The organism is Erwinia sp. E602, assembly GCF_018141005.1.
Lineage (GTDB): Bacteria > Pseudomonadota > Gammaproteobacteria > Enterobacterales > Enterobacteriaceae > Erwinia.
The window spans coordinates 3,012,994-3,036,098 of sequence record NZ_CP046582.1 but is presented as its reverse complement, the minus strand read 5'-3'; the positions used below and the strand labels follow the sequence as shown (position 1 = coordinate 3,036,098).

General features: G+C 58.9%; 24 protein-coding genes. 21 read left to right on the top strand and 3 right to left on the bottom strand.

The window, feature by feature from the left end; translation table 11 throughout:
* The first annotated feature begins 82 nt into the window (after positions 1-82).
* The 21 genes from yceD to GKQ23_RS15340 all read left to right on the top strand — a co-directional run bounded on the left by yceD (position 83) and on the right by GKQ23_RS15340 (position 18,266).
* A complete protein-coding gene (yceD, locus tag GKQ23_RS15440) occupies positions 83-604 on the top strand; it encodes a 23S rRNA accumulation protein YceD (RefSeq protein WP_056236599.1) in 522 nt (173 codons plus the stop codon).
* A gap of 14 nt (positions 605-618) precedes the next feature.
* Positions 619-789: a 50S ribosomal protein L32 gene (gene rpmF, locus GKQ23_RS15435; RefSeq protein ID WP_017348070.1), complete on the top strand. Its 171-nt coding sequence runs from the start codon at positions 619-621 to the stop codon at positions 787-789.
* Between the two features lie 26 nt (positions 790-815).
* Entirely contained in the window at positions 816-1,850 is a 1,035-nt protein-coding gene (gene plsX, locus GKQ23_RS15430) for a phosphate acyltransferase PlsX (protein ID WP_072166369.1), read from the top strand.
* Between the two features lie 6 nt (positions 1,851-1,856).
* The gene (locus GKQ23_RS15425) at positions 1,857-2,810 is read left to right on the top strand and encodes a beta-ketoacyl-ACP synthase III (protein ID WP_056236595.1); all 954 of its coding nucleotides are present in this window, start codon (positions 1,857-1,859) and stop codon (positions 2,808-2,810) included.
* A 16-nt stretch (positions 2,811-2,826) separates the two neighbouring features.
* Positions 2,827-3,756 carry an ACP S-malonyltransferase gene (gene fabD, locus GKQ23_RS15420; protein WP_212408740.1) on the top strand — a complete coding sequence of 310 codons (930 nt, stop codon included), beginning with the start codon at positions 2,827-2,829 and terminating at the stop codon, positions 3,754-3,756.
* Positions 3,757-3,768: 12 nt separating this feature from the next.
* The gene (fabG, locus tag GKQ23_RS15415; protein ID WP_056236592.1) at positions 3,769-4,503 is read left to right on the top strand and encodes a 3-oxoacyl-ACP reductase FabG; all 735 of its coding nucleotides are present in this window, start codon (positions 3,769-3,771) and stop codon (positions 4,501-4,503) included.
* A gap of 154 nt (positions 4,504-4,657) precedes the next feature.
* Positions 4,658-4,894: an acyl carrier protein gene (acpP, locus tag GKQ23_RS15410; RefSeq protein WP_004157115.1), complete on the top strand. Its 237-nt coding sequence runs from the start codon at positions 4,658-4,660 to the stop codon at positions 4,892-4,894.
* Between the two features lie 88 nt (positions 4,895-4,982).
* On the top strand, positions 4,983-6,224 hold the full coding sequence (gene fabF / locus GKQ23_RS15405; RefSeq protein ID WP_056236589.1) for a beta-ketoacyl-ACP synthase II: 1,242 nt from the start codon (positions 4,983-4,985) through the stop codon (positions 6,222-6,224).
* Positions 6,225-6,371: 147 nt separating this feature from the next.
* Entirely contained in the window at positions 6,372-7,166 is a 795-nt protein-coding gene (gene pabC, locus GKQ23_RS15400; RefSeq protein WP_056236588.1) for an aminodeoxychorismate lyase, read from the top strand.
* A 16-nt stretch (positions 7,167-7,182) separates the two neighbouring features.
* Entirely contained in the window at positions 7,183-8,208 is a 1,026-nt protein-coding gene (gene mltG, locus GKQ23_RS15395) for an endolytic transglycosylase MltG (RefSeq protein ID WP_056236585.1), read from the top strand.
* Complete coding sequence (gene tmk / locus GKQ23_RS15390; protein ID WP_056236583.1) at positions 8,198-8,830, top strand: dTMP kinase; 633 nt, start codon at positions 8,198-8,200, stop codon at positions 8,828-8,830. The genes mltG and tmk overlap by 11 nt, the downstream gene beginning before the upstream one ends.
* Positions 8,827-9,825 (top strand): DNA polymerase III subunit delta', encoded by a 999-nt coding sequence (gene holB, locus GKQ23_RS15385; RefSeq protein WP_212408739.1) that lies wholly within the window; start codon positions 8,827-8,829, stop codon positions 9,823-9,825. Before tmk ends, holB begins: the two co-directional genes overlap by 4 nt.
* An 11-nt stretch (positions 9,826-9,836) precedes the next feature.
* Positions 9,837-10,628, top strand: a complete 792-nt coding sequence (locus tag GKQ23_RS15380) for a metal-dependent hydrolase (protein ID WP_212408737.1) — start codon at positions 9,837-9,839, stop codon at positions 10,626-10,628.
* 306 nt (positions 10,629-10,934) lie between these two features.
* Positions 10,935-12,368, top strand: coding sequence for a PTS glucose transporter subunit IIBC (ptsG, locus tag GKQ23_RS15375; protein WP_212408735.1), 1,434 nt, complete (start codon positions 10,935-10,937; stop codon positions 12,366-12,368).
* 173 nt (positions 12,369-12,541) lie between these two features.
* A complete protein-coding gene (hinT, locus tag GKQ23_RS15370; RefSeq protein WP_056236576.1) occupies positions 12,542-12,892 on the top strand; it encodes a purine nucleoside phosphoramidase in 351 nt (116 codons plus the stop codon).
* Positions 12,893-12,918: 26 nt separating this feature from the next.
* On the top strand, positions 12,919-13,287 hold the full coding sequence (locus GKQ23_RS15365) for a YcfL family protein (RefSeq protein ID WP_212408734.1): 369 nt from the start codon (positions 12,919-12,921) through the stop codon (positions 13,285-13,287).
* An 11-nt stretch (positions 13,288-13,298) separates the two neighbouring features.
* Positions 13,299-13,904: a penicillin-binding protein activator LpoB gene (lpoB, locus tag GKQ23_RS15360; protein WP_056236572.1), complete on the top strand. Its 606-nt coding sequence runs from the start codon at positions 13,299-13,301 to the stop codon at positions 13,902-13,904.
* Entirely contained in the window at positions 13,864-14,742 is an 879-nt protein-coding gene (gene thiK, locus GKQ23_RS15355; protein ID WP_249168417.1) for a thiamine kinase, read from the top strand. The genes lpoB and thiK overlap by 41 nt, the downstream gene beginning before the upstream one ends.
* Positions 14,743-14,838: 96 nt before the next feature.
* On the top strand, positions 14,839-15,858 hold the full coding sequence (gene nagZ / locus GKQ23_RS15350) for a beta-N-acetylhexosaminidase (protein ID WP_212408733.1): 1,020 nt from the start codon (positions 14,839-14,841) through the stop codon (positions 15,856-15,858).
* A 255-nt stretch (positions 15,859-16,113) separates the two neighbouring features.
* Positions 16,114-17,406, top strand: coding sequence for an NAD(P)/FAD-dependent oxidoreductase (locus tag GKQ23_RS15345; RefSeq protein WP_212408732.1), 1,293 nt, complete (start codon positions 16,114-16,116; stop codon positions 17,404-17,406).
* 320 nt (positions 17,407-17,726) lie between these two features.
* Positions 17,727-18,266 (top strand): glycine zipper 2TM domain-containing protein, encoded by a 540-nt coding sequence (locus tag GKQ23_RS15340; protein WP_056236565.1) that lies wholly within the window; start codon positions 17,727-17,729, stop codon positions 18,264-18,266.
* A 239-nt stretch (positions 18,267-18,505) separates the two neighbouring features.
* Here GKQ23_RS15340 and GKQ23_RS15335 read toward each other — a convergent pair whose 3' ends face one another.
* The 3 genes from GKQ23_RS15335 to mfd form a co-directional block, all read right to left on the bottom strand.
* Positions 18,506-18,844, bottom strand: coding sequence for a helix-turn-helix domain-containing protein (locus GKQ23_RS15335; RefSeq protein ID WP_056236563.1), 339 nt, complete (start codon positions 18,842-18,844; stop codon positions 18,506-18,508).
* Complete coding sequence (locus GKQ23_RS15330; protein ID WP_056236561.1) at positions 18,841-19,209, bottom strand: type II toxin-antitoxin system RelE/ParE family toxin; 369 nt, start codon at positions 19,207-19,209, stop codon at positions 18,841-18,843. Before GKQ23_RS15330 ends, GKQ23_RS15335 begins: the two co-directional genes overlap by 4 nt.
* Before the next feature lie 301 nt (positions 19,210-19,510).
* Positions 19,511-22,954, bottom strand: a complete 3,444-nt coding sequence (mfd, locus tag GKQ23_RS15325; protein WP_101505848.1) for a transcription-repair coupling factor — start codon at positions 22,952-22,954, stop codon at positions 19,511-19,513.
* Positions 22,955-23,105: the final 151 nt, after the last annotated feature.

Here is a 23,105-nt window from a genome sequence, read left to right as displayed (position 1 = left end):
GATGCGAATCATGGGTGAAAGATGTCGTTTTACGGCCTTTTTCTTTGACTCTATGTCGTTACAAAGTTAATATGCGCGCCCTATGCAAAAGGTAAAATTACCCCTGTCTCTCGACTTAGTACGTACTGCTCAAAAACGCCTGGACTACCAGGGTGTTTACACCCCTGATCAGGTTGAGCGTATTGCCGAGTCAGTAGTCAGTGTGGACAGCGATGTAGTATGCGCGATGTCGTTCGCGATTGACCCACAGCGTCTGGCAGTACTGGAAGGTACCGCTGAAGTTTCCGTTACGCTGTGTTGCCAACGCTGCAACAAGACGTTTGCTCACGAGGTCCACGTATCGTACTGTTTCAGCCCGGTCGTCACCGACGAGCAGGCAGAAGCTCTACCGGAAGCGTACGAGCCGATCGACGTCAACGAGTTTGGCGAAACCGATCTGCTGGCAATGGTTGAAGATGAAATCATCCTCGCCCTGCCTGTCGTTCCGGTGCATGATTCTGAACACTGTGAAGTGTCCGAGGCGGACATGGTGTTTGGTCAACTGCCTGCAGAGGCGGAAAAACCGAATCCATTTGCCGTATTAGCCAGTTTAAAGCATAAGTAATAGGAGTAAGGTCCATGGCCGTACAACAGAATAAACCAACCCGTTCCAAGCGTGGCATGCGTCGTTCGCACGATGCTCTGACCACTGCAACTCTTTCCGTAGACAAAGTTTCAGGCGAAACTCATCTGCGTCACCACATCACTGCGGATGGTTACTACCGCGGTCGCAAGGTCATCACTAAGTAATTCCGCGGATTTAACGCGGTACTACTTTGACACGATTGACCCTGGCGATAGATGCCATGGGCGGGGATTTCGGTCCCTGCGTGACAGTGCCTGCGGCAATGCAGGCACTGGCGTCTAATCCGCATCTGCACCTCCTTCTGGTCGGCGACCCCGACGTCATCTCGTCATCCCTTGCAAAAACTGATTCTGCCCTGCGGGCACGTCTGCAAATTATTGCTGCCGAGTCGGTTATTGCCAGTGATGCCAGACCGGCTCAGGCGATCCGCGCCAGTCGCGGTTCGTCGATGCGCATCGCGCTGGAGCAGGTAAAAGAGGGGCACGCCGCGGCCTGCATCAGCGCCGGCAACACCGGCGCGCTGATGGGGCTGGCGAAACTGTTGCTCAGGCCGTTAGACGGCATTGAACGTCCGGCGTTGATGACGGTGTTGCCGCATCAGCAGCAGGGCCGCACGGTGGTACTCGATTTAGGGGCCAACGTGGAATCCGACAGTGCCATGCTGGTGCAGTTTGCCGTTATGGGGGCGGTGATGGCTGAAGAAGTCCTGTCAATCACCAATCCTAGAGTGGCCCTGCTCAATATTGGCCAGGAAGAGACTAAAGGGTTAGATTCGATTCGCGGCGCGGCGGCTATACTGCGGCAGTCGCCGACGATTAACTATATTGGATACCTCGAAGGCAACGATCTTCTTACCGGAAAGACCGACGTGCTGGTCTGCGATGGCTTTGTGGGCAACGTCACGTTGAAAACAATGGAAGGCGTGGTAAGAATGTTCCTTTCGCTGTTGAAATCACAGGGCGAAGGTAAAAAAAAGGCGTGGTGGTTGAGAATTATTGGACGCTGGCTACAGAAACGTCTGGCGAAGAAATTCGGCCACCTCAACCCCGACCAGTACAATGGCGCCTGTCTGTTAGGATTACGCGGCACGGTGATTAAGAGTCACGGTGCTGCCAATCAACGCGCGTTTACCGTGGCGATAGAACAGGCAGTGCAGGCGGTGCGGCGGCAAGTTCCCGAGCGGATTGCCGCCCGCCTTCAGGCTGTATTACCTAAGAGTGACTGAGCGTACATGTATACGAAGATTATCGGTACGGGCAGCTATCTGCCCGAGCAGGTGCGGACTAACGCCGATCTGGAAAAAATGGTGGAAACAACGGACGAGTGGATTGTCACCCGTACCGGGATCCGTGAGCGTCGTATTGCCGGCCCGGATGAAACCGTCGCCACCATGGGCTTCCACGCCGCCGAGCGCGCGCTGGAAATGGCCGGTGTGGATAAAAATGACGTTGGTCTGATCGTGGTGGCCACCACCTCATCCAGCCATGCGTTTCCGAGTTCAGCCTGCATGATCCAGCAGATGCTGGGAATTGATGATGCCGCCTCTTTTGACCTGGCAGCGGCCTGCGCGGGCTTTACCTACGCGCTGAGCGTGGCCGATCAGTACATTAAAAACGGCGCGGTGAAAAATGCGCTGGTGATCGGTGCCGACGTGCTGGCACGCATGCTCGATCCAAACGATCGCGGCACGATCATTCTGTTTGGCGATGGCGCGGGAGCGGTGGTACTGGGTGCCAGCGAAGAGCAGGGCATTATCTCCACGCACCTGCACGCTGACGGCCGTTATGGTCAGCTGCTGACCCTGCCGAATCAGGATCGTGAACATCAGGATACCCCATCCTATGTCACCATGGCCGGTAATGAAGTGTTCAAGGTTGCCGTGACCGAACTGGCGCACATCGTCGATGAGACGCTGACGGCAAATAACCTTGACCGTTCTGCCGTCGACTGGCTGGTGCCGCACCAGGCTAACCTGCGCATTATCAGCGCCACCGCCCGCAAGCTGGGTATGGACATGGATAAAGTAGTGGTGACCCTCGATCGCCACGGCAATACCTCTGCCGCTTCCGTGCCAACGGCGCTGGATGAAGCGGTACGCGATGGCCGTATTCAGCGCGGTCAGCTGATTCTGCTGGAAGCCTTTGGTGGCGGGTTCACCTGGGGTTCCGCGCTGGTTCGCTTCTGATTAACAGGAAATGATGATGACGCAATTTGCAATGGTCTTCCCGGGACAGGGATCGCAGTCGGTCGGCATGCTGGCCGAACTGGCCGCTGAACATCCGCTGGTGGAACAGACTTTCGCCGAAGCTTCTGACGCGCTGGGCTACGATCTGTGGCAGCTGGTGCAGCAGGGTCCTGCTGAAGAACTGAACAAAACCTGGCAAACGCAGCCGGCTTTACTGGCTGCATCTGTTGCCATTTTCCGCGTTTGGCAGGAAAAAGGCGGAAAAGCGCCGTCAATGCTTGCAGGCCACAGCCTGGGTGAGTACAGTGCGCTGGTTTGTGCCGGGGTGATCGCGTTTGCTGATGCGATTAAGCTGGTAGAACTGCGCGGTAAACTGATGCAGGAAGCCGTTCCGGAAGGAACGGGTGCCATGCAGGCGATTATTGGCCTCGACAACGCGTCGATCGTCAAAGCCTGCGAAGAGTCTGCACAGGGGCAGGTGGTGTCACCGGTGAACTTCAACTCACCGGGTCAGGTGGTGATTGCCGGCAATAAAGAAGCCGTTGAGCGTGCCGGTGCCGCCTGTAAGGCTGCCGGCGCCAAACGTGCACTGCCGCTGCCGGTTAGCGTGCCGTCACACTGTGCGCTGATGAAACCCGCCGCCGACAAACTGGCGGAGGCGCTGCAGCAGCTGACCTTTAACGCGCCGCAGTTCCCGGTCGTCAACAACGTTGACGTACAGTGCGAAACCTCTGGCGAGGCGATTCGCAGCGCGCTGGTGCGTCAGCTGTACAGCCCGGTGCGCTGGACGGAGTGCGTAGAATTTATGGCCCGGCAGGGCGTGACGTCACTGCTGGAAGCGGGTCCGGGCAAGGTGTTGACCGGTCTGACAAAACGTATTGTTGACACACTGACGGCGGCGGCGGTAAACGATCCGGCCAGCCTGTCTGCAGCGCTTGAGCAATAAACGAGGAATAACATGAATTTCGAAGGTAAAATTGCGCTGGTAACCGGCGCAAGTCGCGGCATTGGCCGTGCTATCGCGGAAACGCTGGTCGCTAAAGGTGCCAAAGTTGTCGGCACCGCCACCAGCCAGAGCGGCGCTGATGCCATCAGCGAGTATCTGGGTGACAACGGCAAAGGGCTGTTGCTCAACGTCACTGACGCGGCTTCGATTGACAGCGTCTTAGAAAATATTCGCAGCACATTTGGCGAAGTGGATATTTTAGTCAATAATGCAGGCATCACGCGTGACAATCTTCTGATGCGCATGAAAGATGATGAGTGGCAGGATATCCTGGACACCAATCTGACTTCCGTATTCCGTCTTTCAAAAGCGGTAATGCGTGCGATGATGAAGAAACGCGCGGGCCGGATTATTACCATTGGCTCCGTCGTTGGAACAATGGGTAATGCGGGCCAGGCAAACTACGCGGCAGCAAAAGCGGGTTTGATTGGCTTTAGCAAGTCACTGGCGCGTGAAATCGCGTCACGTGGCATTACCGTTAACGTTGTGGCACCTGGTTTCATTGAAACCGACATGACGCGTGCGTTGAGCGAAGATCAGCGTGCGGGCATTCTGGCGGAAGTGCCTGCGGGTCGCCTTGGCGATGCGCAGGAAATCGCCAATGCTGTAGCATTTTTAGCCTCTGACGAGGCGGCGTACATCACAGGTGAGACGCTGCACGTCAATGGCGGAATGTACATGGTTTAATAATCACGAAAATCATTTGCGTTATTTGCGGCAATGGCCGCAAAATAGCGTAAAATCGTGGTTGGAACAGCCGGGATTTAGTTGCATCTTTTTCAACATTTTATACACTACGAAAACCATCGCGAAAGCGAGTTTTGATAGGAAATTTAATAGTATGAGCACTATCGAAGAACGCGTTAAGAAAATCATTGGCGAGCAGCTGGGCGTTAAGCAGGAAGAAGTTGTGAACACTGCCTCTTTTGTTGAAGATCTGGGCGCTGATTCTCTTGATACCGTTGAGCTGGTGATGGCTCTGGAAGAAGAGTTCGATACCGAGATTCCGGACGAAGAAGCTGAGAAAATCACTACTGTTCAGGCTGCTATTGATTACATCAATGGTCACCAGGCATAAGTGAACATCTCCAGGCGGTCATTCGACCGCCTGAGTTTTATCTGAACATCCCACATCCTGTCCTTTTTTCCCTCCCTGGAGGACGAACGTGTCTAAGCGTCGTGTAGTTGTGACCGGTCTTGGCATGTTGTCTCCTGTCGGCAATACCGTAGAGTCCACCTGGAATGCTCTTGTTGCCGGTCAGAGTGGCATCAGCCCGATCGACCATTTTGATACCAGTGCCTATGCAACCCGTTTTGCCGGTCTGGTAAAGGATTTTAACTGTGACGATTTCATCTCGCGTAAAGATCAGCGCAAGATGGACGCCTTTATTCAATATGGCGTCGTTGCAGGCATTCAGGCCATGCAGGATTCCGGCCTGGTCATTACTGACGAGAACGCCGAACGTGTGGGTGCTGCTATTGGCTCCGGAATTGGCGGCCTGGGTCTGATTGAAGAGAATCACGCGTCACTGGTTAACGGTGGCCCGCGTAAAATCAGCCCGTTCTTTGTTCCCTCAACCATCGTTAATATGGTTGCCGGACACCTGACCATCATGTTTGGCATGAAAGGTCCCAGTATTTCTATCGCTACCGCCTGTACGTCTGGCGTGCATAACATCGGCCACGCTGCGCGTATTATCGCCTACAACGATGCCGATGTTATGCTGGCCGGCGGAGCGGAAAAAGCCAGTACGCCGCTTGGCGTGGGTGGCTTTGGCGCGGCGCGCGCACTGTCGACCAATAACGATAATCCGCAGGCGGCCAGCCGCCCGTGGGACAAAGATCGTGACGGCTTCGTGCTGGGTGACGGAGCGGGTCTGCTGGTACTGGAAGAGTACGAGCACGCCAAACAGCGCGGCGCGAAAATCTATGCCGAAATCGTCGGCTTTGGTATGAGCAGCGATGCCTACCATATGACCTCACCGCCTGAAAATGGCGCCGGTGCGGCACTGGCGATGGTCAACGCGCTGAAAGATGCGCAGCTGAAACCTGAACAGATCGGTTATATCAACGCGCACGGTACCTCAACCCCGGCCGGTGATAAAGCGGAAACGCAGGCGGTTAAGTCGGTGTTTGGTGAGTCAGCCAGCACGGTGCTGGTCAGCTCAACCAAGTCGATGACCGGCCACCTGTTAGGGGCGGCGGGCGCGGTAGAGTCGATTTTTACCATTCTGGCCCTGCGCGACCAGATCGTTCCGCCGACCATCAATCTGGATAATCCGGACGAAGGCTGTGACCTCGACTTTGTGCCGCACACCGCGCGTAAAGTTGAAAACATGGAATATGCCCTGTGCAACTCCTTTGGTTTCGGCGGCACTAACGGCTCGCTGATCTTCCGTAAGATTTGAAGCTGAAGCAGTAACAACAGTGAGGCCCGCTTTTTAGCGGGCCTTTTTTTTAGCGCAGGCGCACCGGCCGCCCCCTCAGGCAGTTTCAGATGATTCTGTCGGCATTGGCAGGTAATCTGGCTGACATTCGGATAGCGGGAAGCAGGCATAATGTGGATTAACGGTATACGGCAGCAGACGATCGAGGCCAGCGATCGGGCGGTACAGTTTGGCGACGGCTGTTTCACCACCGCGCGCGTCAGGCAGGGGCAGGTAGAGTGGCTGGAGGCGCATCTGCAGCGGCTGCAGCAGGGCTGTGAACGGCTGCTGATCGCCGATGTCGACTGGGCGGCGCTGCGGTCTGAAATGATCGCCGCCAGCGCCACGCTGGCAGACGGCGTGCTGAAGGCAATCGTCACCCGCGGAAGCGGTGGCCGCGGCTACAGCGCCAGCGGCTGCGGCAGCCCGACGCGAATTATTTCGCTGGCCGCCTACCCGGCGCACTACGACGCTTTACGCCACAGCGGTGCCCGGCTGGCGCTCAGCCCGGTGCGGCTGGCGCAAAACCCGCTGCTGGCCGGTATTAAACACCTCAACCGGCTTGAGCAGGTGCTGATCCGCACACGGCTTGAACAGACGGGGGCCGACGAGGCACTGGTGCTTGACACTGATGCTATGCTGGTGGAATGCTGTGCGGCGAATTTATTCTGGCGCACCGGGGATCGGGTCTTTACCCCGGACTTAAGCGAATCAGGGGTCAACGGCATCCAGCGACAGCGGGTGATGCAGCAGATTGTCGCCCATGGCCTGTCACTCAGTGAGGTGCGCGTGGGAATTGATGCGCTGGCCGCTGCCGATGAGGTTTTCATCACCAATGCGCTGATGCCGGTGCTGCCTGTGCGTCAGGTCGAGTCATGGCACTATCCTTCGCGCCAGCTGTTTTCTCTGCTTTGCCCCCATTAGATAACGTGGAATTTTTATGACTACAACACGCAAAATCGTCGTCGGGGTGGTTGCGGCAGCACTGTTAGCCGCCGCATACGGTTACTGGCAGACGCGTCAGTTTGCCGATTCTCCCCTGACCATTAACCAGGAAACGATCTTTACCCTGCCCGCCGGCTCCGGCCGCGTGGTGCTGGAAGCCCAGCTGGAGTCAAAGCACATTATCAAACCCGGCCCGTGGTTTGGACTGTTGCTGAAGCTGGAGCCGGAGCTGGCGGAGTTCAAGGCCGGCACCTATCGCTTCGATGAAAAGATGACCGTGCGCCAGATGCTGGCGCTGCTGGCCTCCGGTCGCGAAGCGCAGTTCCCGCTGCGCTTTGTCGAAGGAACGCGCCTGCAGGAGTGGCTCAGCCAGCTGCGCAGCGCCCCCTATCTGAAACATCAGCTGGCAGACGACCAGCTGACGACCGTTGCCGCCGCGCTGCAGCTGCAGGGTGAAGAGCAGGGTGCCGAAGGCTGGTTCTATCCGGATACCTACCACTACACCGCCAATACCAGCGATGTCGCGCTGCTGAAACGCGCCCATCAGCGGATGGAAAAAGAGGTGGATGAGGCCTGGCAGGGACGGGAAGATAACCTGCCGTATAAATCGAAACTCGAGCTGCTGACCATGGCGTCGATCGTTGAGAAAGAGACGGCGGTCAGCGACGAGCGCGCTAAGGTGGCGTCGGTGTTTATTAACCGCCTGCGCACCGGCATGCGTCTGCAGACCGACCCCACGGTGATTTATGGCCTTGGCAGCGACTACAGCGGCACCCTTACGCGCAAGGATCTGGACACGCCCACGGCGTATAATACCTACACCATTAACGGCCTGCCGCCGGGGCCGATTGCCATGCCGGGCAGCGCCTCGCTGCAGGCTGCCGCCCATCCGCTGAAAACCAGCTATCTCTATTTTGTCGCTGACGGTAAGGGCGGGCACACCTTTACCACCAATCTGGCCAGCCACAATAAAGCCGTTCAGGTCTACCGGCTGGCGATGAAGGAAAAAAATGAACAGTAAATTTATCGTTATTGAGGGCCTGGAAGGGGCGGGTAAAACCACGGCACGGGATGCGGTGGTCGCTGAACTGCAGCGGCACGGAATTAACGATATTGTCTTTACCCGCGAGCCGGGCGGTACGCCTCTGGCGGAAAAGCTGCGCGAGCTGATCAAGCAGGGCATCGAGGGGGAGCGCGTCACCGACCAGGCAGAGCTGCTGATGCTCTATGCCGCCCGCGTACAGCTGGTCGAAAACGTGATTAAGCCGGCGCTGGCACGCGGTGCCTGGGTGGTTGGCGATCGTCACGATCTCTCATCGCAGGCTTACCAGGGCGGCGGCCGCGGCATGGACAGCGCGCTGATGCGCACGCTAAAGCAGGCGGTGCTGGGCGACTTTGCCCCCGATCTGACCCTGTACCTCGACGTGACGCCGGAAATTGGCCTGCAGCGGGCGCGGGCGCGTGGCGAGCTGGATCGGATCGAACAGGAGTCGCTGAACTTCTTTATCCGCACCCGTGACCGCTATCTGGCGCTGGCCGCCGCAGACCCACGCATCCTCACCATCGACGCCACCCGTCCGCTGGCGCAGGTCAGCCAGGATCTGCAGCAAACGCTGGCCGGCTGGTTACAGGACGTCCGATGAACTGGTATCCGTGGCTGAATCCGGCTTACCGACAGATCCTCGGCCTGCATCAGGCCGGGCGCGGGCACCATGCGCTGCTAATCCAGGCGCTGCCGGGCATGGGGGACGATGCGCTGGTATGGGGCATCGGTCGCTGGCTGATGTGCCGCCAGCCTGAAGGTCTGAAAAGCTGCGGTCACTGCCACGCCTGCCAGCTGATGCAGGCGGGTACCCACCCGGACTGGTACCGGCTGGAAGCTGAGAAAGGTAAAACCACGCTGGGCATCGACGCCGTCCGCAACGTGACAGAAAAACTCTACCATCATGCCCAGCAGGGTGGGGCCAAGGTGGTCTGGCTGCCGGATGCCGCCCAGCTGAGCGAGGCGGCGGCGAACGCCCTGCTGAAGACGCTGGAAGAGCCGCCGCAAAACACCTGGTTTATGCTCAGCTGCGAAGAGCCCGCGCGGCTGCTGGCCACGCTGCGCAGCCGCTGCCTGCTGTGGCATCTTCAGGTGCCGGACGAAGCGCAGAGCCTGAACTGGCTGCAGAAACAGTCGACGGCCAGCGCAGAGGAGCGCATGGCGGCGCTGCGGCTGGCGGCCGGGGCACCGGCCGCCGCGCTGGCGCTGCTGGAGCCAAAGGTGTGGCAGCAGCGGCAGGCGTTGTGCCAGGCGCTGCCCGCGGCGCTGCAGGGTGATATGCTGACGTTGCTGCCGGTGCTCAACCATGAGCAGGCGGCGCAGCGTATTGGCTGGCTCTGTTCGCTGCTGATTGATGCTGCCAAATGGCAGCACGGTGCCGGGGCGTACATCACTAACCCTGACCAGCAGGCGGCGGTCAACGGGCTGGCCAGCCTGCTGCCGGCGGCGGCGATCGATCGCAGCCTGCGTCACTGGATGGCCTGCCGCGATCGCCTGCTGCACGTGGTGGCGGTCAATCGCGAATTACTGCTTACCGACCAGCTGTTAGGCTGGGAAGAGACGATCAAACCGGCGGCTGCCGGTATCCACCTTTAAGAGTAGCGAACATGTTTTTAGTTGATTCTCACTGCCATCTGGATGGCCTGAACTACGAAACCCTGCACAAGGATGTGGCCGACGTGGCCGCCAAGGCGGCGGCGCGCGACGTAAAATTTATGCTGGCGGTAGCCACCACGCTGCCGGGCTATAAAGCGATGACCGCACTGATTGGCGATCGTCCCGACGTGGCTTACTCCTGCGGCGTGCACCCGTTGAATCAGGAAGAGGAGTACGACTTCGCCGAACTGCGCGCGCTGGCCGCCGAACCACGGGTGGTGGCGATGGGCGAGACCGGGCTGGACTACTTCTATCAGCAAGAGACCAAAGCACGTCAGCAGGCTTCCTTCCGGGAGCATATTCGCGTGGGGTGCGATCTGAACAAACCGGTGATTGTCCACACGCGTGACGCGCGCGAAGACACGCTGGCTATTCTAAAGGAAGAGCAGGCCGATCGCTGCGGGGGCGTACTCCACTGCTTTACTGAAGATCGGGAAACGGCGGAAAAACTGTTGGATATGGGTTTCTACATCTCTTTCTCCGGCATTGCCACCTTCCGCAATGCTGAGCAGATCCGCATCGCGGCGCGCTATGTGCCGCTGGACCGCATGCTGGTGGAGACGGATTCGCCGTATCTGGCCCCGGTGCCGCACCGTGGCAAAGAGAATCAGCCGGCCTGGACCCGTGATGTGGCGGAGTATATGGCGGTGGTGAAGGGCGTCAGCATTGAAGAGATGGCTCGCGCCACCACGGAAAACTTCTCGCGCCTGTTCCACGTGCCGATGTCGCGCCTGGGCGGTTGAATCCACTGGCTGATTTGTTTTATGCCTCGTAATTAATAGCGAAAAGTCGTAAAGTGCAGCGCCGAAAATTGGCGGCTGCACTTTTTTTTAGCGCAAAATTTAGCGGGTTTTGACGATTTTTCCTGGTTATCAGCGGATGGGCAGCGCGAAACGTGATAGCCATCAAACAAATTTTTACCAATTTATTTTACTCTTCGTAATAAATACCGAGAGCGTTAAGACTCTCTGAAAAAAGCAATGGATCCTCCCTCCTTTGCACCGCGTACCACGCGAACGAAAAGCACTCATACTCAGGAGCTTTACACTATGTTCAAAAATGCATTTGCGAACCTGCAAAAGGTCGGTAAATCGCTGATGTTACCCGTTTCGGTGCTGCCGATAGCGGGTATTCTGCTGGGCGTTGGTTCTGCCAACTTCAGCTGGTTACCGCTGGTCGTCTCACAGGTGATGGCGGAAGCCGGTGGTTCAGTCTTTGCCAACATGCCGCTAATTTTTGCCATCGGCGTGGCGCTGGGCTTCACGAATAACGACGGCGTTTCTGCCCTTGCGGCGGTGGTAGCTTACGGCATCATGGTGAAAACCATGGCCGTGGTCGCGCCGCTGGTGCTGCACCTGCCGGCGGAAGAGATCGCCAGCAAGCACCTGGCCGATACCGGCGTGCTCGGCGGGATTATCGCCGGCTCCATCGCCGCGTATATGTTTAACCGCTTCTACCGCATCAGGCTGCCAGAGTATCTTGGCTTCTTCGCCGGTAAGCGCTTTGTACCGATTATCTCCGGCCTGACGGCGATCTTCCTCGGCGTGGTGCTCTCCTTCATCTGGCCACCGATTGGTTCGGCTATCCAGACCTTCTCCCAGTGGGCGGCGTACCAGAACCCGGTGGTGGCGTTTGGCATCTACGGCGTGGTTGAGCGTTCTCTGGTGCCGTTTGGCCTGCACCATATCTGGAACGTGCCGTTCCAGATGCAGATCGGCGAATTCACCAACGCGGCAGGCCAGGTATTCCACGGCGATATCCCGCGTTATATGGCGGGTGACCCAACCGCAGGTAAACTGTCCGGCGGCTTCCTGTTCAAAATGTACGGCCTGCCTGCCGCAGCGATTGCCATCTGGCACTCCGCGAAGCCGGAAAACCGTGCCAAAGTGGGCGGTATCATGATCTCCGCCGCGCTGACCTCGTTCCTGACAGGTATCACCGAGCCGATTGAATTTGCCTTTATGTTCGTTGCGCCGATCCTGTATGTGATCCACGCAATTCTGGCCGGTCTGGCGTTCCCAATCGCTATTCTGCTGGGCATGCGCGACGGTACCAGCTTCTCGCACGGCCTGATCGACTTCATCGTGCTGAGCGGTAACGGTAGCAAACTCTGGCTGTTCCCGATTGTCGGTATCATCTACGGCATCATCTACTACACTATCTTCCGTGTTCTGATTGCCAAACTGGATCTGAAAACGCCGGGCCGTGAAGAGAGCTCCGGCGAGCAGACCAGCGCCTCGGCCAACGAAATGGCGGCCAACCTGGTTGCTGCGTTCGGCGGTAAAGAGAACATTACTAACCTCGACGCCTGTATTACCCGTCTGCGCGTCAGCGTGGCGGACGTGGCGAAAGTCGACCAGCCAGGGCTGAAGAAGCTTGGTGCTGCCGGCGTAGTGGTGGCAGGTTCCGGCGTTCAGGCGATTTTCGGCACCAAGTCCGATAACCTGAAAACCGACATGGACGACTACATGCGTAACGCATAAGCGCTAAGCATCAGTAAAATGAAAAGGGAGCGCAGGCTCCCTTTTTTACGTCTTAAGCAATAGTGTATGATCCTGTCCGCAGGTGAAGAAAAGAAAAACGGCGTTGAAAGTTGATAAAAAACGATTTTCTCGCTCATACTGCGATAATTGAACAGATGCTAAGGATATGCACCATGGCCGAAGAAACCATTTTCAGTAAAATCATCCGCCGCGAAATTCCGGCTGACATCGTCTATCAGGACGAACTGGTCACCGCCTTTCGCGATATCTCTCCGCAGGCACCCACCCATATTCTGGTGATCCCCAACCTGCTGATCCCAACGGCCAACGACGTGCAGGCGGCGCATGAGGCGGCGCTGGGTCGGATGATGACCGTGGCGGCGAAAATTGCCAAAGAAGAGGGCATTGCCGAAGACGGCTATCGTCTGATTATGAACTGCAATAAGCACGGCGGGCAGGAGGTGTACCACATCCACCTGCACCTGGTGGGCGGCCGCCCTCTCGGGCCGATGCTGGTCTCCTGACCCTGAACGGCTACGGAAGTCACCCGATGCGGCTCATCATTATCAGCGCGCTGATGCTGCTGGCACTCAGCGGCTGTTCCAGCGACCGCACCGCAATCAACACCGCGCAAACGCTGGTGATGGAGTCGTCGGTGCTGTCGGCCGGCATCACCACCGATGAGCCGACGATCCGCGAGGTCAACGGCCAGCAGCGTGCCTCAACCACCCTGTTTAACCAGCAGGACAAACCGGTCAGCGTCAACTGGCGATTCTACTGGTACGATGAAAAAGGGCTGGAGATCCTGCCTTTTGAACGCCCACAAACCGTGGTCGTTCCTGCCAACGGCAAGGCCGAAGTGGCCTCGCAAAACGGCAACCTGTCGGCGGGCAAAGTTCGTCTCTACCTGTATCTGTGAGGAGTGATAGCGTGCAACATAAATTTAAGCTGGCGGGCGTACTGGCGCTGGCCCTGTTACTGACGGGCTGTATTACCGGTGAACAGCAGCAGGGGCAGCAGCCTGCGCCGGTGGAACCGGTACAGCCGCAGCCGCAACCTGAGCCACAACCGGTACCAGCACAGCCTGCGCCGGTAGAGAACGTGCCGCAACCGCCGAAGATGCAATCCATCAACTGGCAGGCCAGCGTTTCTCCGCTGGTGGCGCAGATGCTGAAGGCGGATGGCGTCACCGCCGGCAGCGTGCTGCTGGTCGACAGCGTGAAAAACAGCACTAACGGCAGCCTGCAGAGCGCTAAGGCGACCGCGGCGCTGCAGGGTGCGCTGGCCAATAACAGCCAGTTCACGCTGGTCAGCCCGCAGCAGCTGGGCGTGGCTAAACAGACGCTGGGCCTGTCGGCGGAAGACAGCCTGGTTTCGCGCAGTAAAGCGATCGGTCTTGCCCGCTACGTTGGCGCACAGTATGTGCTGTACAGCAATGCCGAAGGCGACATCAAATCGCCGACGCTGCAGATGCAGCTGATGCTGGTGCAGACCGGTGAAATTATCTGGTCAGGCAGCGGTGCCGTTCAGCACTGATCCGGCACTCGGTCGGCTAATCAGGCAGCACTTTCCGGCGGCAGACATTGCCGCCGGATGCTTTACGGCGCAAAGCGGCCTGAGCGGTGGCAGCGTGCGCATCGCGCTGCCGGACGTTACGCTGCTGGCGCGACGGGCGGACGTTACCCCGCTGATGCCTGGCGTCTGCCGCCGTCGTGAGTACCGCATTTTACGCAAGCTGGCCGCCAGCGGTGTGGCACCGCAGGCGATAGGGCGCAACCCGCACTGGCTGCTGCTGGGCTGGCAGGCGGGGCAGGTGCTGCACCCCGACGCGCTGAATGACTGGCTGGAGCCGCTGGCCGCCACCGTGGCGCGACTGCATCAGCAGCCGCCGTGCGGTTACCGCTTAACCCTGCTGCCGCTGTTGCAATGTTACTGGCAGCGCAGCCAGCCTGCACGGCGCACGCTGACGTGGCTGCGGGCGTTACGGCGGTTAGCGCGTCAGGGTGAGCCGCGTCCGCTGCGGCTGGCACCGTTGCATATGGATATCCACAGCGGCAATCTGATTAATGCCGGCGGCAGGCTCAGGCTGATCGACTGGGAATATGCCAGCGATGGCGATGTGGCGCTGGAACTGGCCGCAATCATTAGCGGTAACGGGCTGGATATCGGGCAGCAGCAGCGGCTGATTACGGCTTACGCCGGACAGCAGCAGCTGCTGCCTGACGCCCTGAGCCAGCAGATTCACCGCTGGCTACCGTGGCTGACGCTGCTTGCCAGCTGCTGGTATGAACTGCGCTGGCAGCAGAGTGGCGAGACGAATTTTCTGGCGCTGGCCGAACAGGGCTGGCGGCAGGTTAAACACAATGTAGCCTGAATCATTCAGGTTGCCTGAAGCAAATGCCTGTGCGACCTGATGAATGACGGATATAGCCTGTAACAGCAGGATAAGAGGTGAACTGTGGGACCCGTAATGTTAGACGTGCACGGCTACGAACTGGATGCCGAAGAGCGTGAAATTTTACAGCATCCGCTGGTGGGCGGGCTGATTCTGTTCACCCGCAACTACCACGATCCGGCGCAGCTGGCCGAACTGGTGCGTCAGATCCGCGCCGCCTCACGCCAGCGGCTGGTGATCGCGGTCGACCAGGAAGGCGGACGCGTGCAGCGCTTTCGCGACGGCTTTACCCGGCTGCCCGCGATGCAGGCGTTTGCCGCACTGAATGACGCGGCGGCGGGGGAACAGCTGGCGCAGCAGGCGGGCTGGCTGATGGCCGCCGAGATGATCGCCATGGATATCGACATCAGCTTTGCGCCGGTGCTGGACATTGGCCACGGCAGCGCGGCAATTGGCGAGCGCTCATTCCATCAGGACCCGGCGATCGCGCTGGCGATGGCGCGGCAGTTTATCCGCGGTATGCACGATGCCGGGATGAAGACCACCGGCAAACACTTCCCGGGGCACGGCGCGGTCAGCGCCGACTCGCACAAAGAGACGCCGCGCGATAACCGCAGCGAAGCGGAGATCCGCCAGCAGGATATGCCGATTTTCAAACAGCTGATTGCCGAAGGCGCGCTGGATGCGATCATGCCAGCGCACGTGATCTATACCGAGGTCGACCCTAACCCGGCCAGCGGCTCATCGCACTGGCTGCAGACGGTGCTGCGCAGTGAGCTGGGCTTTAACGGCGTGATCTTCTCTGACGATCTGTCGATGGAAGGGGCGGCGGTAATGGGTAACTATGCCCAGCGTGGGCAGGCGGCGCTGAACGCCGGCTGCGACATGATTCTGGTCTGCAACCACCGTGCAGGCGCGGTGAGCGTGCTGGATAATCTGCCGCCGACCCGCAGCGAACGGATCAGCCAGCTGTACCACCGTGGTCATTTCAGCCGGCAGCAGCTTATCGACTCGCCGCGCTGGAAAGAGAGCCATAACGCGCTGGAAAAACTGCAGGATCGCTGGCTCACGCAGAAGGCGAATTCTGCCCGCTAATTCAAATCTCCACGTTGTTTTTTATATAAAAATTAACCCGCCAGCCGGCGGGTTAAATACCCCTGTTATTCGTAGTATTCCCGCTTTTATTAATAAAATTGACCAGGATCAATTTTCGTAGAACAGATGAATTCCCCCGTGTTATTCTGCCCTCAGCTCGCGAATTAACATCGCCAACCCTATGTTTGCTAAGGTTATTATTTAACTTTTAGTTAACGATTGGTTCACTTTTATGAGGGTCGTCAGACTGTATCTATGAAGAAAATTGTTATTATCGGCGGAGGCGCCGGAGGACTCGAACTGGCTACTCAGCTGGGCCACAAGCTGGGGCGCAAAAAGAAAGCGCAAATCACGCTGGTGGATCGTAACCAGACTCACCTGTGGAAACCGCTGCTGCATGAAGTGGCCACCGGATCGCTGGATGAAGGCATTGACGGACTGAGCTACCTGGCTCACGCCCACAAGCACGGCTTTGAGTTTCAGCTCGGTACCCTGACCACCCTGAACCGTGACGATAAGCGCGTGCACCTTGCGGAAATTCGCGATGAGAAGGGCGCTCTGCTGGTCGCCGAACGCGAACTGGAGTACGACACGCTGGTGATGGCTCTGGGCAGTACCTCTAATGATTTCGGTACGCCGGGCGTCAAGGATAACTGCATCTTCCTCGACAACCCGCATCAGGCGCGTCGTTTCCATAACGCCATGCTGAACCTGTTCCTTAAGTTCTCCGCCAGCAACGGTGCCACCGAAAAAGTGAACATCGCCATCGTCGGTGCCGGTGCCACCGGGGTGGAACTCTCTGCCGAGCTGCATAACGCGGTGAAAGAGCTGCACAGCTACGGCGTTAAGGGGCTGAACAGCGAAGCGCTGAACGTCACGCTGGTAGAAGCCGGCGAGCGTATTCTGCCGGCCTTACCGCCGCGCATCTCCGCCGCGGCTCATCAGGAGCTGAGCAAGCTGGGCGTGCGCGTTCTGACCCAGACCATGGTTACCAGCGCCGAAGAGAAGGGCCTGAACACTAAGTCCGGCGAGTTTATTGACGCCGACCTGATGGTATGGGCCGCGGGTATCAAGGCACCGGACTTTATGAAAGAGATCGGCGGCCTCGAAACCAACCGCATCAACCAGCTGGTGGTGGAGCCGACGCTGCAGACCAGCCGCGACCCGAACATTTACGCGATCGGCGACTGCGCGTCCTGCGCGCTGCCGGCGGGGGGCTTCGTGCCGCCGCGTGCGCAGTCCGCTCACCAGATGGCATCACGCGTGCTGGCGAATATCCTGGCAGAGATTAAAGGGCAGCCGCAGAAGCCTTACGTCTACAAAGACAACGGCTCGCTGGTTTCGCTCTCACGCTTCAGCACCGTCGGCAGCCTGATGGGCAACCTGATGCGCGGTTCGATGATGATCGAAGGCCGCATCGCACGTATCGTCTACATCTCGCTGTACCGCATGCATCAGATTGCCCTGCACGGCTACTTCAAAACCGGGCTGATGATGCTGGTGGGCAGTATTAACCGGGTGATCCGCCCGCGTCTGAAGCTGCACTAAGCCGCGCGGTAGTCCGCGTCTGAACCGGTCCTGCATCCTGTTCAGACCCTGAAAGGCCGGGAAGGGCGTCGCGAATGCGGCCCTGACCTGGCCTTTTTTTCTGCTGCAGGTGGGGGCATTACCGGTGCTCGGAACACTCCTAAAACCCCGTATCTTCGGTGCTTTCGCACGTTTTCCTCCCCTATTCTTATTGTCACACTCCCCGTCAGATTGCAAAATTCAGCTCATTACCCTGGTGCGTCGCGCACGCCGGGTAGGCCGTACCTGCCACGGATGTTGCAGCAGGCCAGTATGCGCGGTAACTGTCAGGAGGATTTCCTGTGAATAAATCAATGTTAGCGGGAATTGGAATCGGTGTGGCTGCCGCGCTGGGCGTAGCTGCCGTGGCCAGCATGAACGTGTTTGACCGTGGTCCGCAGTTTGCCCAGGTGCTCTCCGCCACGCCGATTAAACAGACGGTAAAAAACCCGCGTCAGGAGTGCCGTAACGTCACGCTGACCCACCGCCGCCCGGTGCAGGATGAAAACCGCATCGCCGGCTCGGTATTAGGTGCGGTAGCCGGTGGCGTGCTTGGCCACCAGTTCGGCGGCGGACGTGGGCGCGATGTCGCCACGGTCGCGGGTGCGCTGGCCGGCGGCTACGGCGGTAATCAGGTGCAGGGAGCGCTGCAGGATCGTGACACCTACACCACTACCGAGCAGCGCTGCAAAACGGTCTATGACAAGCAGGATAAAATGCTGGGTTACGACGTCACCTATAAAATTGGCGACCAGCAGGGTAAAGTCCGCATGGATAACGACCCGGGTACCCGCATTCCACTGGACAGCAACGGCCAGCTGATGCTGAATAATAAAGCCTGAGCCTGAGCCTGAAAAACGTTGACTGTTGACAGCCGCAAAGCTGTCGACAGTCAACGCGTTAATGATGGCACATCCGTATTACTTCCACTTCAGTCATGACGCCAATCTCAACCGCCCTGGCAAAATCACGCTGCTGAGCGCCGTTAAACCCGTAATATAGCGGGCATAATTCTGCAACCCTGCAACCCTGCAACCCTGCAACGCTCAGACACTGCAGGACATGCCTGCATAGCGATGGATTATTTCGCCACCAGCTGAAACTGCTTGCCTATCGCGCCGGCCATCGCCAGCAGCGCATCGAGGGTGAATTTTTCGGTTTTCTGATTCACCACGTCAGAGACGCGCGGGCGGGTAACGTGCATGATCTGCGCGGCCTGGTGCTGCTTAATATTGCCCGCTTTGATCCAGTCAGCGATCTCCGCCATCACCTGTTTTTTCATCGCCTGCAGGCGACGGATCTCCTCGTCAGAGTCGCGCAGCAGCGCTGCCGCCTGGGCATCATCAAACCCGAGGTCGCTAAAGATATTATCCTCCGCCCGGGTCAGATGGCGGCTGGCAGTGTCAATTTTATCGCTCATACTTTGCTCCTGGTCCTTTCCGCAATCACTTCGCGATAGCGGGTTTTGATGATAACAACATCTTCGTTACGCGTTTTCTGCGATTTTTTAATAAAGCTGTGCAGTACGTAAAGTCGTTCGGCAAACTTTGCCACATACACCACCCGGCCAGAGTGATGTTCGTCGTTCAACCGGATCTCCACCACTCCCGCCCCCCAGTCTGCAATCACTTTAAAGTCGGCGGGGTCTTCACCAAACTGAACCTTACGCAACTCCCTGCCTGCCAGCGCCCGCAGCGTCAGCGGCAGCTGTTTCAGATCGTCCAGTGAGCTGCCGCGCCAGTCGATCGTCTTCGGTCGCAGGTGTTGTTCCGTTGTGTGCGTCATTAAGCCTCCCTGAGTGTATAAGTTTTTGTACAACACGCAAGTGGGGCCAGCACGTTAAGTTCATTCGTGATGGCCGGCTCCGGCGGTTGACCGAGTGCACAGGGTAAGCCCTGAGCGGATGGCGGTCATCATCGTGGCGCAGGCGCGTGTCAGATCCTGATAGCGTTACGTAAAATTAGCGGGGAAGGGGCACGAAATGAGAATTCTGGCCCCTGCCGCATAGGAATTATCGCGGCAGGGGCCGGGGTGAAAGAACCGGCTGCGCTGAAAGGCGCAGGCCCGGCGGAGCTCAGGCATCAGGTCAGACCGCGTGCTCCTGAAGCTGCTGCATAAACGTCTGTACCCATTTTACGCGCAGCTTGCGCTCGTCAAGATCGCGCATAAACTTCAGGCGGGTCGGGCCGTCCAGCCGCCAGTGCTGCGGCTCCTTCTGCAGCAGACCGATCAGCCACATCGGGTCAACCTTATTCTTCTCGGCGAATTCGATATAGCCGCCTTTCTCGCTGGCCTCCAGCTTGCGAATACCCAACGCTCTGGCGGCCAGCCGCAGCCCGGCGATATCCAGCAGATTGCGGGCGGCATCCGGCAGCAGGCCAAACCGGTCGATCAGCTCCACTTTCAGGTCGTCCAGCTCGCCGGCCTGCTGGGCGCTGGCAATACGCTTATAGAACGACAGTCGGGTGTTGACGTCAGGAATAAAATCATCCGGCAGCAGCGACGGCATCCGCAGCTCAATCTCCGTCTGGTTGCTGGTCAGATCCTCCAGCGACGGCTCGCGGCCCTCTTTCAGCGCATCCACCGCGTTCTCCAGTAGCTCCATATACAGCGAGAAGCCGATGGTTTCCATCTGGCCGCTCTGGCCTTCGCCGAGCAGTTCGCCGGCGCCGCGGATCTCCAGATCGTGGGTGGCCAGCGCGAAACCGGCCCCCAGATCTTCCAGCGAAGCGATTGCCTCAAGGCGCTTATGCGCATCGGTGGTCATCGCTTTCGGGTGGGGCGTCAGCAGCCAGGCGTACGCCTGATGGTGCGAACGACCCACGCGACCGCGCAGCTGGTGCAGCTGTGCCAGGCCGAAGTGATCGGCGCGCTCGATGATAATGGTATTGGCGGTGGGGATATCGATGCCGGTCTCAATGATGGTGGTACACACCAGCACGTTAAAGCGCTGGTGGTGAAAATCGTTCATCACCCGTTCCAGCTCGCGTTCGCGCATCTGACCGTGGCCGATGGCCACCCGGGCCTCCGGCACCAGATCGCTGATGCGCTTCGCCGCTTTCTCGATATTTTCCACATCGTTGTACAGATAATAGACCTGGCCGCCGCGCAGCACTTCTCGCAGCAGCGCTTCGCGCACCACCAGCTCGTCGTACTCGCGGACGAAGGTTTTTACCGCCAGGCGGCGGGCCGGTGGCGTGGCGATAATCGACAGATCGCGCATGCCGCTCATCGCCATATTCAGGGTGCGCGGGATCGGTGTGGCGGTCAGCGTCAGAATATCGACGTCCGAGCGCATCGCCTTGATGCGCTCTTTATGGCGCACGCCAAAGCGGTGCTCTTCATCGACGATCAGCAGCCCCAGGTCGCGCCATTTGATCTCGCTCTGCAGCAGTTTATGGGTGCCGATCAGAATATCGACCTTGCCTTCCCGCGCCTCTTCCAGCACCTGCGCCTGCTCCTTTGCGGTACGGAAGCGGGACAGCACCTCGATGCGCACCGGCCAGTTGGCAAAGCGATCGCGGAAGTTGTCGTAGTGCTGCTGCGCCAGCAGGGTGGTCGGTACCAGCACCGCCACCTGCTTGTGGTTCTCTACCGCCAGGAAGGCGGCACGCATCGCCACTTCCGTTTTACCAAAGCCGACGTCACCACATACCAGCCTGTCCATCGCCAGCGGCTGACACATATCGCTGAGCACGGCGTTAATCGCCTGCGCCTGGTCCGGGGTGGTTTCAAACGGGAAGCTTTCACAGAACAGCTGGTACTGCTGCTTATCATGCTTAAAGGCAAAGCCGGTCTTCGCCGCGCGCTGGGCATAAATATCCAGCAGTTCGGCGGCGACGTCGCGCACTTTCTCTGCTGCTTTTTGTCGGGCGCGTGACCAGGCGTCGCTGCCCAGCTTGTGCAGCGGGGCGCTCTCATCGGCACCACCGGCATAGCGGCTAATCAGGTGTAGCGAGGAGACCGGCACGTAGAGTTTGGCGTCGCCGGCGTAGGCCAGCATCAGGTATTCGGCCTTGATACCGCCGGTTTCCAGGGTGGTCAGGCCAATATAGCGCCCGACGCCGTGCTCCAGATGCACCACCGGCTGCCCCGGATGCAGCTCGGCGAGGTTGCGGATCAGTACGTCGGGGTTAATGGTACGGCGACTGTCCTGGCGACGACGGCTGACCCGCTCGCCCAGCAGGTCGCTCTCGCAGATCAGCGCACGGTGGCGCAGGCCGTCGATAAAGCCATGCTCGCTGGCGCCGATCAGCAGGTAGTGACCCGGTTGGCGGGCATCATGCAGCGCGTCGATCGGCTGCGGTTTCAGCTTAATCCGCGCCAGCAGCTCCTGCAGCGTTTCGCGGCGGCCTTCACTCTCTACCGAGAACACCACCGGGCCGTCAAACTCTTCAAGGAAGCGGCGCAGCGCGTCCAGCGGCGCTTTCGCCTGGGCCTGCACCGCCAGGTCCGGCAGCGGCTGGTACTGCAGGTTACGGTTAGCGGCTTTATCGGCCAGCTGCTCCGTTGCCAGCTGTATCCGCGGCCACTGCTTCAGTTCGCCAAACAGCTCGTCCGCGCGCAGCCACAGTGAAGGGGGCGGCAGTAACGGGCGCATCGGGTCAACGCGGCGGTTCTCATAGCGGGCATTGACGTCCTGCCAGAAACGTTCGCTGCTGGCCTCAAGGTCGCCGGTGCTGACCAGCAGAGTTGAGGCGGGCAGATAGCTGAACAACGTCGGCAGTGGGCCGTCAAAAAACAGCGGCTGCCAGTACTCGATACCGGCAGGCAGGGTGCCCTTGCTCACCTGCTGGTAGATGTGTTCCGGTTCGCGCCTGACGTCGAACCGCTCACGCCACTGGCTGCGAAACAGTTCGATCGCATTTTTATCGGTAGGGAACTCATGGGCCGGCAGCAGATTGATCGCCGTCACCTCTTCCAGCGTGCGCTGGCTGTCGGTGTCGAACAGGCGCAGGCTGTCAATTTCATCATCGAAAAAGTCGATGCGGTACGGGCGGTCGCTGCCCATCGGGTAGAGGTCCAGCAGGGCTCCGCGGGTAGCGAATTCACCGTGGGCCATCACCTGATCGACGCTGCGGTAACCCGCCTGCTCCAGCTGGCTGCGCAGCGCGTCTCGCGACAGCTGCTGCCCTTTGCGCATCACCAGCGCATGGCCGTGCAGATAGCCGTGCGGGCAGACGCGCTGCATCAGCGTGTTCACCGGCAGGATCAGCAGGCCGCGGGTCATCGTTGGCAGCTGGTACAGCGTGGAAAGCCGCGAGGAGATAATCTCCTGGTGCGGGGAGAAGCTGTCGTAGGGCAGCGTCTCCCAGTCGGCCAGCGCGATCACCGGGCAGTCGGTAAACTGGCGTATCTCATCCTGCAGGCGCAGGGCATTTTGCATATCCGGCGCGATCAACATCACCGGACCGGCGTGGCGTTCAACAATTTCGGCACACTCTACGGCGCAGGCTGCGCCGGTTAACTGCCCCAGTTGGCGCAGGTCGCCCGCCTTTGCCGGCAGGTCATAACGGTAATGTTCAGGCATAATCAGTTCGGCGTTCTCATATCTCAAAGGAGAGCGGGAACCCGGCGGCCGGCCTGCCAGTTGACGGCTCTGTTGCCGCAGGGCTTTCCCATTTCAGCCCGGCGAGTATAACTCTAAATGGTTGAAGTTGCAGTGGCCAGGCGGATTATCC